Below are 14,014 nucleotides of genomic sequence, written 5' to 3' on the forward strand. Positions count from 1 at the left end.
GGTGGCCTTTGGCTCGTGTCTTATATTGTTTTTTGGGGTGTCCCCCCCCCCCGGGCGCGTGGCCTTTTCCGTGCCGGGGGTGGGGGGGGGGGCCCCCCCCGCCCCCCCCCCCGCTTCACCGTGCCGCGCCCCGGGAGGCGGCGTCATCCTTCGTGTGCCGCGCTCCGGGGCCAGGCCTCACCCTCCGCCACCCTCCGCTTGCGTCCGGTAAGTCCCGTAACGCCGTTCGCCTCACCCGGGGCCGTCGTTCGGGTCATGCCGGGGCACGCCGCCTCGCCCCGCCCGCCTGATCCAAACGGCGGACCCTTGCTCACGGGCGGATAACAAGGTGGACAGAAGGGGTTTTCAGGCAGGTCTACGCGCGTTAATCTGCGGCGAAGCCAGCGCCGCAGCCCGAACCGTCCCCGGCGCTTGTACGACAGGAGCACCAGACATGCGCCGGATTTCCCGGATCACGGTCGCAGGCGCAGCGACCGCCTCCCTGGCCCTCGCACTCGCCGCCTGCGGCGGAACATCGACCGACTCCGGTTCCTCGGAGTCCAAGGGTGACAAGGGTCTCGCCATCGCGTACGACATCGGCGGCAAGGGCGACCAGTCCTTCAACGACGCCGCGTACGCCGGTCTCGAACAGGCCAAGAAGGAGTTCGGCTACCAGACGGCCGACGTCGAGCCCACCGACGGTGAGACGGACGCCGACAAGGAGCAGCGGCTGTCCTCGCTGGCGAAGCAGGGCTACAACCCGGTCGTCGGCATCGGCTACGCGTACGCCACCGCCATGAAGAGCGTCGCGGAGAAGTACCCGGACACCACCTTCGGCATCGTGGACGACGCCACGATCGAGAAGAAGAACGTGGCGGACCTGGTCTTCAACGAGCAGGAGGCGTCCTACCTCGCCGGTGTCGCCGCCGCCAAGAGCACCAAGACCGGCACGGTCGGCTTCGTGGGCGGTGTGAACGTCCCGCTGATCCACAAGTTCCAGGCCGGCTACGAGCAGGGCGTCAAGGACACCGACCCGAAGGTCAAGGTCATCTCGCAGTACCTCACGCAGACCGCGGAGGAGGGCGGCTTCTCCAGCCCCGACAAGGGCAAGACCGCCGCCGAGGGCCAGATCGAGAAGAAGGCCGACGTGGTGTACGCGGCGGCCGGTCTCTCCGGCCAGGGCGTGATCGAGGCCGCCGCCGCCAACGAGGTCTGGGCGATCGGTGTCGACTCCGACCAGTACAAGCAGGAAGCCCTCGCGAAGTACAAGGACTCCATCCTGACCTCGGCCACCAAGGACGTCGCCAAGGCGGTGTACAGCCTTGCGAAGTCGGTCGAGGACGGCAACCCCGAGACCGGTATCGTTCGGGGCGATCTGAAGTCCGGCGAGGTCGGCCTCGCGGATTCCAACCCGAAGTTCGCGGACGACGCCGAGCTCCAGGCAGCCATCAAGACGGCCAAGGAGAAGATCGTCAGCGGCGAGATCAAGGTCAAGAGCAGCTGAGCAGCACCCGCTACACCTCGAACAGCGTGTAACCGCGGCGGTTGCACCGCTCGGCGGGGTACGGGGAGAGCGCCCCGAGTCGCCCTCCCCGTACCCCGTCGTGTCGATGTGTCGCCGCCGCTTTTAGATGCCGTAGGGGCGCTACGCGCGTAGACGGCCCCCGTCCCCAGGAGAGTGCGCCATCAACGCGTCCAGCAGCCCTCCGGCCGGAGCGGCGGTCAACGAATCGGTGACCGCCGTCGAACTCGCCGGGATCACCAAGCGTTTCCCCGGAGTCGTGGCCAACCACGACATCCACCTCACCGTGCGCAAGGGCACCGTCCACGCCCTCGTCGGCGAGAACGGCGCCGGCAAGTCGACGCTGATGAAGATCCTCTACGGCATGCAGCGGCCGGACGAGGGCACCATCGCGATCGACGGCGAGAAGGTGACCTTCTCCTCGCCCGCCGACGCCATCGTGCGCGGCATCGGCATGGTCCACCAGCACTTCATGCTCGCCGACAACCTCACGGTCCTGGAGAACGTGGTCCTCGGCAGCGAGAAGCTGTACGGCATCGGCGGCAGGGCCCGCCGGAAGATCAACGAGATCTCCGAGCGGTACGGCCTCGGCGTGCGCCCCGACGTCCTGGTCGAGGAGCTGGGTGTCGCCGCCCGCCAGCGCGTGGAGATCCTCAAGGTCCTCTACCGCGGCGCCCGCACGCTGATCCTCGACGAGCCGACGGCCGTCCTGGTCCCGCAGGAGGTCGACGCCCTCTTCGACAACCTGCGCGAACTGAAGGCCGAAGGCCTGTCCGTCATCTTCATCTCCCACAAGCTGGGCGAGGTCCTCTCGGTCGCCGACGAGATCACCGTCGTCCGCCGCGGTACGACGGTCGGTACGGCCGTCCCCGCCGAGACGACGCCCCACCAGCTCGCCGAGCTGATGGTCGGCAGCGAACTGCCGACTCCGCAGACGGCGGAGTCGACGGTCACCGACCGCGCGGTCCTCACCGTGGACACGCTGCGGCTGGCGGCGCCGGGCGGCAAGGCCCTGCTCGACGACATCTCCTTCACGATCCACGCCGGGGAGATCCTCGGCATCGCCGGCGTCGAGGGCAACGGCCAGACCGAACTGGTCGACGCGCTCATCGGACTGCGCCACGCCGACTCCGGCGCCATCCGCTTCCTCGACCAGGACATCACCGCGCTGCCCACCCGCAAGCGCCGCGAAAAGGGCGTCGGCTACATCCCCGAGGACCGCCACCGCCACGGCCTGCTCCTGGAGGCCCCCCTCTGGGAGAACCGCATCCTCGGCCACGTCACCGAGAAGCCCAACAGCAAGGGCGTCTGGCTGGACCTGAAGAGCGCCCAGGGCGACACCCGCCGCATCGTCGAGACGTACGACGTCCGCACCCCCGGCATCGACGTCACCGCGGCCTCGCTCTCCGGCGGCAACCAGCAGAAGCTGATCGTCGGCCGCGAGATGAGCCACAAGCCGCGCTTCCTCATCGCCGCCCACCCCACCCGCGGCGTGGACGTCGGCGCCCAGGCCGCGATCTGGGACCACATCCGCGAGGCCCGCCGCGAGGGCCTGGCCGTGCTGCTGATCTCCGCCGACCTGGACGAGCTGATCGGTCTGTCCGACACCCTCCGGGTGATCTACGACGGCAGGCTGGTCGCGGACGCCGACCCGGCCACCATCACCCCCGAGGCGCTGGGCTCGGCGATGACCGGTGCCGCCTCCGGACACCTGGAACACCAAGAGAACCCCGAGACCCCGGCCGACGCGACCGACTCCTCGAAGTCCGCCGCGTCCCCCGAGTCTCCGGAAGACGAGGCCCGCTGATGAAGAAGTTCGACAAGGAGCGCGTGCTCCTCGCGGTGGCCGGCCCGGTCATCGCGCTCGCCGTGGCCTTCGTGCTCAGCGCGATCGTCCTGGTCGCCTCGGGCAAGAACCCGGTCGAACCGTTCGCCCTGATGTTCGAGCAGGCCGGGTTCTCCGACATCCAGGTCCTGATCATCAACCAGGCCTCGCTCTACTACATCGCGGCCCTGGCGGTGGCCATCGGCTTCCGGATGAACCTGTTCAACATCGGCGTGGACGGCCAGTACCAGCTCGCCGCCATGATGGCCGCGATCGTCGGCGCCCACGCCGACCTGCCGGCCTTCCTCCAGGTCCCGCTGCTGCTCCTGACCGCCGTCCTCACCGGCGCGTTCTGGTCCGGCATCGCCGGTGTCCTCAAGGTGACCCGGGGCGTCAGCGAGGTGGTCGCGACGATCATGCTCAACGCGATCGCCTCCTCGCTCATCGTCTACATGTGGAAGCCGGACGTCTTCGGCGTCAAGATCGGCAACAACAGCACCACCGGCGAGATGCACGAGTCCGGCTGGATCCCCGGCATCGACATGGGCGCGGCCGGCGAGATCTACGGCCTGATCGTCCTCGCCGTCCTGCTCGGCATCGGCTACTGGCTCGTCCTCAACCGCACCCGCTTCGGCTTCGACCTGCGCGCCTCCGGCACCTCCGAGTCCGCCGCGGCGGCCAGCGGCGTCGACCCCAAGCGCATGGTCCTCACCGCGATGCTCATCTCCGGCGGCCTCGCCGGTCTCGCGGGCCTGCCGATCCTGATGGGCGACACCCACACCTACAACCTGAACTTCCCCACCGGCATCGGCTTCCTCGGCATCGGCATCGCCCTGCTCGGCCGCAACAGCCCGGTCGGCATCGCCTTCGCCGCCCTGCTGTGGGCCTGGCTCGACAAGGCCTCGCCCGAGCTGGACTACCACGGCTTCGACAAGGAGATCGCGGTCATCATGCAGGGCCTGATCGTCCTCTCGGTCGTCGTCTCCTACGAGGCCGTCCGTGAGTGGGGCCTGCGCCGCCAGCAGCGCCGGGTCGGCGCGGAGCTGGCCGCCGGCCACGTCCTCGGCGCCACCGACAACTCGAAGAAGGAGGTGGCCGGCCGATGACCGCTCCGACCACAGCGAGCGACGTCAACCAGCCGTCGCTGGAGCACGCACCACCGACCGGCCGCCGCATGTCGTGGCCCGTGCTGCTCCTGGTCATCGCCGGAGCCCTGGCGCTGACCTCCGTCGTCCGCCTGATCACCGGCGCCAACGGCATCACCAACGTCAGCCAGATGTCCACCGCGCTCCAGCTCGCCGTGCCGATCGGCCTCGCCGGTCTCGGCGGTCTGTGGGCCGAGCGCGCGGGCGTCATCAACATCGGCCTCGAGGGCATGATGATCCTCGGCACCTGGTTCGGTGCCTGGGCCGGGTTCCAGTGGGGCCCGTGGACCGGCGTCCTCGTCGGCATCATCGGCGGCTGCCTCGGCGGCCTGCTGCACGCCATCGTGACGATCACCTTCAACGTCAACCACATCGTCTCCGGCGTGGCCATCAACATCCTCGCGCTCGGCGCCACCCGCTACCTCGCCCCGCTTGCCTTCGAGGGCCACCAGGGCGGCTCGGCCAAGCAGTCCCCGCCGGTCGACTCCCTCGGCCACTTCTCCATCCCGGGCCTGTCCGGCTGGCTGGACAGCCTCAACGACCAGCACTGGTTCTTCGTCTCGGACATCGCGGGCCTGCTCGGCGGCCTGGTCACCGACGTGTCCTGGCTGACCCTGATCGCCGTCGCGCTGGTCCCGGCCAGCTGGTACGTCCTGTGGCGCACACCGTTCGGCCTGCGCCTGCGCTCCTGCGGCGAGAACCCGGTCGCCGCCGAGTCCCTCGGCGTCAACGTCTACAAGTACAAGTACCTGGCCGTGATCATCTCCGGCGGTCTGGCCGGTCTCGGCGGTGTCTTCCTCTCCATCGTGGCCAACCCCTTCTACCTGGAGGGCCAGACCAGCGGCCGCGGCTACATCGGCCTCGCGGCGATGATCTTCGGCAACTGGATGCCGGGCGGCCTGGCCATCGGCGCCGGCCTCTTCGGCTACACCGACAGCCTCAACCTGCGCGGCGGCTCCGCCAACGTGCACGCCCTGCTGCTGCTCGGCGCGCTGCTGCTGGTCGCCGGCGCCATCTGGCTGGCCGTCCGCAAGAAGTACGTCAAGGCCGTCATCACGTTCGTCGTCGGCGCGCTGTTCTTCGCCTGGTACGCGGGCACCAACGAGGTCCCCAACCAGGTCGTCTCCGCCACGCCGTACGTCGTCACCCTCGTCGTCCTCGCCCTGTCCGCGCAACGGCTGCGGATGCCCAAGGCGAACGGCATGCAGTACCGCAAGGGCCAGGGCAAGTGACCGGGGCCGACTGGGAGGCGCTGCGCACGGCGGCCCGGGACGCCATGTCCCGGGCGTACGCCCCCTACTCCGGGTACGCCGTGGGCGCCGCCGCCCTGGCCGACGACGGCCGCACCGTCACCGGCTGCAACGTGGAGAACGCCAGCTACGGCATCGGCCTGTGCGCCGAGTGCGGTCTCGTCTCCCAGCTGCAGGTCACCGGCGGGGGCCGGCTGACGCACTTCGTCTGCGTCGACGGCGAGGGCGAGGTCCTCGTCCCCTGCGGCCGCTGCCGGCAACTGCTGTACGAGTTCGGCGGCCCGGAGATGCTGCTGGAGACCCCGGAGGGGATCCTCCCCCTCTCGCAGATGCTCCCGCAGGCCTTCGGCCCCGACCACCTCACCAAGTAGCAACTCCCGTTAGGAAAGCCAGACATGGCCATGGACGTCATCTCCGTCATCCGCACCAAGCGGGACCGCGGCGAACTCGGCGGCGAGCAGATCGACTGGGTCATTGACGCCTACACGCGCGGCGAGGTGGCCGACGAGCAGATGGCGTCGCTCGCGATGGCGATCCTGCTCAACGGCATGAACCGCGGCGAGATCGCCCGCTGGACGGCCGCGATGATCGCCTCCGGCGAGCGCATGGACTTCTCGTCCCTGTCCCGCCCGACCGCCGACAAGCACTCCACGGGCGGCGTCGGCGACAAGATCACCCTGCCGCTCGCACCCCTGGTGGCGGCGTGCGGCGCGGCAGTCCCGCAGCTCTCCGGCCGGGGCCTCGGCCACACCGGCGGAACGCTGGACAAGCTGGAGTCCATCCCCGGCTGGCGCGCGCTGCTGTCCAACGAGGAGATGCTGAACGTCCTGGACACCACCGGCGCGGTGATCTGCGCGGCGGGCGACGGTCTCGCGCCCGCCGACAAGAAGCTGTACGCGCTGCGCGACGTGACGGGCACGGTCGAGGCGATCCCGCTGATCGCCTCCTCGATCATGTCCAAGAAGATCGCCGAGGGCACCGGCTCGCTGGTGCTGGACGTGAAGGTGGGCTCCGGTGCCTTCATGAAGACGATCGAGGACGCGCGCGAGCTGGCCTCCACGATGGTCGGCCTCGGCACCGACCACGGCGTGAAGACGGTCGCGCTCCTCACCGACATGGCCACCCCGCTCGGCCTCACCGCGGGCAACGCCCTGGAGGTCCGGGAGTCGGTCGAGGTCCTGGCCGGCGGCGGCCCCTCCGACGTCGTCGAGCTGACCCTCGCCCTGGCCCGCGAGATGCTCGACGCGGCGGGCCTGAAGGACGCCGACCCGGCGAAGGCACTGGCCGACGGCTCCGCGATGGACGTCTGGCGCCGCATGATCGCGGCCCAGGGCGGCGACCCGGACGCGGCCCTGCCCACGTCGAAGGAACAGCACGTGGTGAAGGCGGGCGCCTCCGGCGTCCTGACCCGCCTGGACGCCTACGACATCGGCGTCGCCGCCTGGCGCCTGGGCGCGGGCCGGGCCCGCAAGGAGGACCCGGTGCAGGCCGCCGCGGGCGTCGAACTCCACGCCAGGCCCGGCGAGACGGTCACCGAGGGCCAGCCGCTCCTCACCCTCCACACGGACACCCCGGACCGCTTCGCGTACGCGCTGGCGGCGGTGGAGGGCGCGTACGACGTCGCCCCGGCCGGCACGGCCTTCACCGCCTCGCCGGTAGTGCGGGAACGTATCGCCTGACCTGGTGTTTCCTCATTCGGGTGAACGGGACCGGTGGACCTCCGCCGGTCCCGTTCGGCATGCTGGGATCGGTGACGCACCGATAGGAGAACCGCCAGTGCGACACGAAGTCGCTTCACCCAAGTAGATGACCTGCAAGGGGGAGAAGATCATGAGCAGGTCATCGCGGACCAGTGTCCAAGGTCCGTCCCCACTTCCGCGTGCGTCGCTGGTAACGGCGGGATGTGAAGCCGGAAGGGAAAGCTCAAGAGCAGCCCGGCCATCGGGTCGCGACAAGCGAGGGGAAGACCGGACGGGCTAATGGAAACGAACCCTTGAAGAAGTCCCGTAACTCCTGTGCCGCGTCGATGGTGAGCTGTCGGCGGCAGACAGGCCCTGGCGCGGAAGAGCGCACGACGACCCCTGAAGATTGGGGCTGAAGGGGGAGGACACCGTCGGGCCCGGGATCAAGAGGGAGCCCACCCCGGTCGCATCTTGTGGGAGCGGAACGTGGAAACCCCGTTGGAGTCCGGGAGTTGATCCCAGTAATCCGGAGGTAACGAAGGGCCAAGCCTCCAGCGGGACAGGATGATCCGAGAAGCGAGAGCCGACAAGTGTACAGGTTCTGCGCGGCCGGCAGCGCCGACGTCACCACCACGTCGAGCAGTTGAGCGCCCCGCAGCCCGAACACCCCCGAGGCCAGCGCCCAGGCCACCGCCGGCTGGCCCACCGCCTTCAGCGCGACCGCGAGCAGCACCGGCCGCCGTTCCACGCCCCGCAGCGGCATCGTGGAGCCGCACAGGCCGATGCCGAAGGCCATCAGCACCGCCGGGACCGACATGTTGCCGATCAGCGTCACCGGGTCCATGATCGGGTCGGGCACCTCCAGGCCGCTCGCGGCGACCGCGACCCCGGCGAGCGAGCCCAGCGCGATCGGATTGCGCAGCGGCGTCAGCAGCCGCCGCCAGAGCGGGGACCCGGCGCCCCCGCGGGACAGGTCCAGGACCGTCACCGCCACCGGCGTCACCAGCACCAGCTGGAACAGCAGCACCGGTGCCACCAGCGAGGCGTCGCCCAGGACGTACACGGCGATCGGGATGCCGAGGTTGCCGGAGTTGACGTAACCGGAGCACAGCGCGCCGATCGTCGTACGGCCCACACCCCAGCCGCGTACGACACCCACCGCGACGAACGCACCGGCCACCGCCAGCGTGGACAGGGCCGTCACCAGCAGCCGGGCGGAGAAGACCACCGACAGGTCGGCCGTCGCGAGCGTGGTGAACAGCAGGGCGGGGGAGGCCACGTGGAAGGCGAGCTTGGTCAGCACCTCGCGGCCCTGGGGGCCGAGGTGGCCGCGCAGGCCGAGCACGTAGCCGACCCCGATCACCACCGCGATCACCGCGAAGCCGGTCAGCACCCCCTGCACGGCACCTCCCAGCCGAGCGGGCGGGCCCGGGACGGCAGGACACGGCAAGGAGGCGGGGGAGGGGATGCATGGGGCATGCGGCAAACCCTCCGGCGGGGGGTCCGCGCCCGTCAATGTGATCTCCGACGGTGGACACCGGCACCGATGAATTCCCCGCACGCGCCGGGTCTACCGCACGTGGACGCCGAGACACCCGCCGTACTCGTGCTGCCGGGGCCCGTCTCCCAAAGGGAGACGCCCCGGTTCTGCGACGAGGTGCGCGCGCTGCTGGAGACCACCCGGGCCGGGGTGGTGGTCTGCGACGTCGGCGGCCTCGGGCCGCCGGGGCTCGCCGTCGTCGACCTGCTGGCCCGGCTGGAGCTCACCGCCCGGCGGGCCGGGGGCCGGATCCGGCTGCGCGACCCCGACCCGGCCCTGCGCCCCCTACTGGACCTCGTCGGCCTCCGTTTCGAGACGGAGCGGCAGGCCGAACAGCGGGAACCACCGCTTGGTGTCGAGGAAGCAGTGGAACCCGGTGATGCGGCCGTCTGAGATCTCCAGCACCTGGACCGCCCACGGCGCGAAGCCGCCCGCCTCCGGGTCCGGCTTGTAGTGCGCGAAGGCCGGCAGCCCGTTGGCCTCGACCCGCAGCAGCCGGGAACCGGCGCACGCGGCGCCGAGCGTCGTCATGAAACCGGTGATGTCCGTCGGACCGGCCAGCCACAGGTCGAACGGCGGCATCGTCATCACCGCGTCCTCGTGCAGCAGCGCTGTCAGCGCCGTCATGTCGTAGCCCTCGAAGGCCGCCACATAGCGCTCCAGAAGCTTCTGCTGCTCCTCGTCCAGCGGGTCCGACACCGCGGCGTCGGACCCCCGGTCCTCCCGCTCGGCGAGGGTCGCGCGGGCGCGCTGCAGAGCGCTGTTGACGGAGGCGACCGACGTGCCGAGCAGCTCGGCGACCTCGCTCGCCCGCCAGGCCAGCACCTCACGCAGAATCAGCACCGCCCGCTGCTTGGGCGGCAGCTGCTGGAGCGCGGCCATGAAGGCGAGCCGCACGGACTCCTTGGCGACCGCGGCCTCGGCGGGGTCCGCGGCCCGCGGCAGCACGCGGGCGTCCGGCATCGGCTCCAGCCAGGTGTGGTCCGGGCGGGGGGACAGGGCGGCCTGGGCGAGCGGCGTCGAGTCCGTCAGGTCCATCGGGCGCGCCCGCTTGTTGCCCGCGGTCAGCATGTCCAGGCAGACGTTGGTCGCGATCCGGTACAGCCAGGAACGCAGGCTGGAGCGGCCCTCGAACTTGTCGTAGCTCCGCCAGGCGCGCACCAGGGTGTCCTGCACCGCGTCCTCGGCCTCGAAGGAGGAGCCGAGCATCCGGTAGCAGTACCCCGTCAGCTCGGTGCGGTGCTTCTCCAGCGCGGAGTCCAGGTCCGTCGTCACGGTGCCGTTGGTCATGTCCACCCACCCCTGTGGCGTCCCGTCGTGCGCGTCTTCGCGCCTCGCACTTCGGAAGCTACCGCAGGGGACTGACAATGGCCTGTGCAGTCAAGGGAAGCGCGGGTCAGCGTGACAGGCTCAGGGCCCTCGGCGGCGCGTCACCGGCCTGTCGGCGGGCGGCCGGCGAACCGGCCACCGTGATCGCCACGACCCCCAGCACCGCGAGCACCCCCACCCCGGCCGTCCCGGCCCAGCCGCCGGAGTGGAAGGCCACCGCACCGACCGTACTGCCCGCGCCGGAGCCCACGTAGTAGGCGGACTGGTACAGCGCCGAGGCCTGGGCGCGGCCGTGCCGGGCGGTCCTGCCGACCGCCGAGGAGGCCACCGCGTGCCCGGCGAAGAAGCCCGCCGTGATGAGTACGAGACCCAGCAGGACCAGCGGCAGGGACGGCGCCAGGGACAGCAGCAGACCCGCCGCCGTCGTACCGGCGCCCAGGTAGAGCGCCCCGCGGCGGCCGAGGCGGCCCACCAGACGGCCCGCCGTCGACGCCGAGACCGTACCGACCAGGTAGACCAGGAAGATCGACCCGATGAGTCCCTGCGGCAGTGAGAACGGCGCCTGGGTCCGGCGGTAGCCGATCACCGTGTAGACGCCGCCGAACACCGTCATGAACAGCGCGCCGATCGCGTACAGGCGGCGCAGCAGCGGGTCGGCGAGGTGATCGCGCACCGTGCGGACCAGCACCCCGGGGCGCAGCGAACCCGGTGTGAAGTGCGTCGGCGCCGCCAGCAGCAGCCGGAAGGCCACCGCGCACGCCACCGCGACGACACCGATCACCCCGAAGTTCCTGCTGTCGAGAAGGGGAAGCCTGCTGCCGGCCTGACGGCGGACACCCCGGGCCGGCACGTGGCGGCACCCGGCCTGCGCGAGGACCATGGCCGGACGGCCCGGCTCCACGACCTCGCCTTCGACTGCGCCCGTTCCGCGTCCACGGCCCGTTTCCGGGCCGCCGCTCTCGACGGCCGCGCGTCGCGCCGTACGACGAGGCGGAGTGGGAGCGTCTGCGCTCCCCGGGATCACCGGCGCCGAGGACGATCCCACCGCGCTCGCCGAATCGGCCGTCGTCGATTCGGCCGTCGCCGCACCCCGGCTGTGGTTCCAGCTCGCACCGGAAGCCGGAGCGCCCGGAACCCCGGAACCCGGAACCCCGGAACCCTGGGCGCCCGGAACCCCGGAAGCCCGAGCGTCCGGAACTCCGAGCGCCCGGAACCCCGGATCTCCAGATCCCCGAGACCCCGGAGTGCGCAGTACCGCGTCCACCCCGACCTGCGGGCCGCGGACTCCGAGGCGGAGGGCGGGTGCCTGAGTGCCCTCGGCGCGACCGTCCGGGCCCGGCGTCCGGACCACCTCGTGCCGGCCGACCCGAGGGCAACCATCCCCGCCTGTTCCCGGCGGACGGTCCGCGGCCACGAGGCCGCCCGCGTCGGCACCCTCGTGGACCACCGCCGTCGCCCGCCGTCGCCTACCGCCGCAACGACTTCCCGAACCCCACGGCCAGCGGCATCCGCAGCCCCAGCGGCGGGGGAGCGGCCAGGGCGTCCTCCACCGGACGCGAGAAGGACCGGCCGAACAGCACGCCCATCACGAAGTCCTCGGCCAGCGCGGCGACCTCGTCCCGGTACTGGCGCAGCCCGTGGCCGTCGGAGTGCACCTCGAAGCGGCACACGCCGCGGTTCGCCTTCTTCGCGCGGGACGCGAGCCGGAACGACGACTCCGGGTCGCTGCGCTCGTCGTTCGTGCCGTGCACGATCAGCACCTGGCGTCCGGCGAGCTGCTTCACCGGTTCGGGTGGCGCCGCCACGTCCTCCTCCGGCAGCCAAGGGGCGATCGCCACCACCGAGTTGACGGCCTCGTGCCCGGCCGCCCGCAGGGCCGCCCGCCCGCCCATGCCGGTGCCGGCCAGACAGACGGGCACGTCGCCGTAGCGCCGTACGACCTCGTCGGCGGCCCATTCCGCGTCCCGGGCGAGGTGGGCATCGGCGCCGTTCCAGCCGCGGTAGCGGTAGTGCACGACGTGCGTGGCCAGCCCCTCCTCCCGCCCCGCACGCGCCAGCCGGCGCCCCAACGCGCGTACGGACGCGGTCGCGAGCAGCGCGGAGGGTCTGCGGTCGGACACCTCGTCGCCCCCGGGGAGCAGCAGCACCACCCCGCTCACCGCCGTCCCCTCCGGGCCGAGCGTCCGCCCCAGCCGGGCCCGACGGACCGGCGTCGCTTGCTGTGCCATGACAGAACGTTCTCAGAAGACCGGGTGTAGGCGACCCGTCCGCGCAGTCACCGTTACATATCGGCGAGTTCGTACACCGAGGCCCGGGAACGGTGCCGCCCGGGAAGGGACCCGCAGGGCCGCGGAACCGGGCCCCGCAGGGCCGGGGGCGGGGTCCGCACGGGCGGGTCCCGGTAATCGCCCGGCGTTCTACGCGCGTAGGAGTTAGAGTGCGGAAATGACGAGCCAGAGCACCGCGAAGAGCGCCGCGACGCACACCGCGACGGCCGGGAAGACACCGTCGCCTGACCGGATCCGCCGGGCGCCGAAGGTCCTGCTGCACGATCACCTCGACGGCGGCCTGCGCCCCGGCACGGTCGTCGAACTCGCCCGCGAGACCGGTTACCCGGACCTTCCGGAAACCGGCGCGGAACGGCTCGGCGCCTGGTTCCGGCAGGCCGCCGACTCCGGGTCGCTGGAACGGTACCTGGAGACCTTCTCCCACACCGTCGGCGTCATGCAGACCCGCGACGCCCTGGTCCGGGTCGCCGCCGAGTGCGCCGAGGACCTCGCCGAGGACGGCGTCGTCTACGCCGAGGTGCGCTACGCCCCCGAGCAGCACCTCGAAAAGGGGCTGACCCTCGAAGAGGTCGTCGAGGCCGTCAACGAGGGCTTCCGGGAAGGGGAGCGGCGCGCCCGGGAGAACGGCCACCGCATCCGGGTCGGCGCCCTGCTCACCGCGATGCGGCACGCCGCCCGCTCCCTGGAGATCGCCGAACTCGCCAACCGCTACCGCGACCTCGGCGTCGTCGGCTTCGACATCGCCGGAGCCGAGGCCGGATACCCGCCCACCCGGCACCTGGACGCCTTCGAGTACCTCAAGCGGGAGAACAACCACTTCACCATTCACGCCGGTGAGGCCTTCGGGCTGCCGTCCATCTGGCAGGCCCTCCAGTGGTGCGGTGCCGACCGGCTCGGCCACGGCGTGCGCATCATCGACGACATCCAGGTCCACGAGGACGGCTCGGTCAAGCTCGGACGGCTCGCCTCCTACGTCCGGGACAAGCGCATCCCACTGGAGCTGTGCCCCAGCTCCAACCTCCAGACGGGCGCCGCGGACTCCTACGCCGAACACCCCATCGGACTGCTGCGCCGACTGCACTTCCGGGCCACCGTCAACACCGACAACCGGCTCATGTCGCACACCAGCATGAGCCGCGAATTCGAGCACCTTGTCGAGGCGTTCGGTTACACGCTCGACGACATGCAGTGGTTCTCCGTCAATGCGATGAAATCAGCGTTCATTCCTTTCGATGAACGACTGGCCATGATCAATGACGTGATCAAGCCCGGATATGCGGAGCTGAAGTCCGAATGGCTGTTCCAGCAGACGGCTTCCACCAGCGGTTATTCGGAGGATGAGGGCTGAACGGGAGGTGACGGTAATACGGAAACGCGGACGGGCATTCACCATCCGTCCGCATTTCGATGTTTGCCGCCGGGGGCGGGACGTGTTTACGGTCAAGGACCGCTCA

The 14,014-nt window shown here is 70.9% G+C and carries 10 protein-coding genes and 2 pseudogenes; 8 read left to right on the forward strand and 4 right to left on the reverse strand.

Annotated features, from left to right (window positions below; genetic code table 11):
* The first annotated feature begins 433 nt into the window (after positions 1 to 433).
* From ACGFYH_RS33680 to ACGFYH_RS33705, 6 genes are all read left to right on the forward strand, one after another.
* Complete coding sequence (locus ACGFYH_RS33680) at positions 434 to 1,483, forward strand: BMP family protein (protein WP_393806971.1); 1,050 nt, start codon at positions 434 to 436, stop codon at positions 1,481 to 1,483.
* A gap of 229 nt (positions 1,484 to 1,712) precedes the next feature.
* Positions 1,713 to 3,308 (forward strand): ABC transporter ATP-binding protein, encoded by a 1,596-nt coding sequence (locus ACGFYH_RS33685; RefSeq protein WP_393806972.1) that lies wholly within the window; start codon positions 1,713 to 1,715, stop codon positions 3,306 to 3,308.
* A complete protein-coding gene (locus ACGFYH_RS33690) occupies positions 3,308 to 4,432 on the forward strand; it encodes an ABC transporter permease (protein WP_393806973.1) in 1,125 nt (374 codons plus the stop codon). Before ACGFYH_RS33685 ends, ACGFYH_RS33690 begins: the two co-directional genes overlap by 1 nt.
* A complete protein-coding gene (locus ACGFYH_RS33695) occupies positions 4,429 to 5,703 on the forward strand; it encodes an ABC transporter permease (protein WP_393806974.1) in 1,275 nt (424 codons plus the stop codon). Before ACGFYH_RS33690 ends, ACGFYH_RS33695 begins: the two co-directional genes overlap by 4 nt.
* A complete protein-coding gene (locus tag ACGFYH_RS33700) occupies positions 5,700 to 6,092 on the forward strand; it encodes a cytidine deaminase (protein WP_393806975.1) in 393 nt (130 codons plus the stop codon). The genes ACGFYH_RS33695 and ACGFYH_RS33700 overlap by 4 nt, the downstream gene beginning before the upstream one ends.
* A gap of 30 nt (positions 6,093 to 6,122) precedes the next feature.
* Entirely contained in the window at positions 6,123 to 7,400 is a 1,278-nt protein-coding gene (locus ACGFYH_RS33705; protein ID WP_393806996.1) for a thymidine phosphorylase, read from the forward strand.
* A gap of 592 nt (positions 7,401 to 7,992) precedes the next feature.
* Here ACGFYH_RS33705 and ACGFYH_RS33710 read toward each other — a convergent pair.
* Positions 7,993 to 8,805 (reverse strand): annotated as a pseudogene (locus tag ACGFYH_RS33710) (AEC family transporter); the annotation flags it as partial.
* Between the two features lie 144 nt (positions 8,806 to 8,949).
* Here ACGFYH_RS33710 and ACGFYH_RS33715 point away from each other — a divergent pair.
* A complete protein-coding gene (locus ACGFYH_RS33715; protein WP_393806976.1) occupies positions 8,950 to 9,336 on the forward strand; it encodes an STAS domain-containing protein in 387 nt (128 codons plus the stop codon).
* On the opposite strand, the gene ACGFYH_RS33720 is transcribed toward ACGFYH_RS33715, so the two are convergent.
* The 3 genes and pseudogenes from ACGFYH_RS33720 to ACGFYH_RS33730 form a co-directional block, all read right to left on the reverse strand.
* Positions 9,229 to 10,233 carry a sigma-70 family RNA polymerase sigma factor gene (locus ACGFYH_RS33720; RefSeq protein WP_393806977.1) on the reverse strand — a complete coding sequence of 335 codons (1,005 nt, stop codon included), beginning with the start codon at positions 10,231 to 10,233 and terminating at the stop codon, positions 9,229 to 9,231. The two genes, ACGFYH_RS33715 and ACGFYH_RS33720, sit on opposite strands and share 108 nt — an antisense overlap.
* A gap of 106 nt (positions 10,234 to 10,339) precedes the next feature.
* Positions 10,340 to 11,056: pseudogene (locus ACGFYH_RS33725) on the reverse strand (MFS transporter); the annotation flags it as partial.
* Between the two features lie 682 nt (positions 11,057 to 11,738).
* Positions 11,739 to 12,500 carry an alpha/beta hydrolase family protein gene (locus ACGFYH_RS33730; protein WP_393806978.1) on the reverse strand — a complete coding sequence of 254 codons (762 nt, stop codon included), beginning with the start codon at positions 12,498 to 12,500 and terminating at the stop codon, positions 11,739 to 11,741.
* Positions 12,501 to 12,717: 217 nt separating this feature from the next.
* Here ACGFYH_RS33730 and ACGFYH_RS33735 point away from each other — a divergent pair, with 217 nt between their 5' ends.
* Complete coding sequence (locus ACGFYH_RS33735) at positions 12,718 to 13,908, forward strand: adenosine deaminase (RefSeq protein WP_393806979.1); 1,191 nt, start codon at positions 12,718 to 12,720, stop codon at positions 13,906 to 13,908.
* Positions 13,909 to 14,014: the final 106 nt, after the last annotated feature.

Source organism: Streptomyces sp. NPDC048392 (genome assembly GCF_043200575.1).
In the GTDB taxonomy this organism is placed as follows: domain Bacteria; phylum Actinomycetota; class Actinomycetes; order Streptomycetales; family Streptomycetaceae; genus Streptomyces.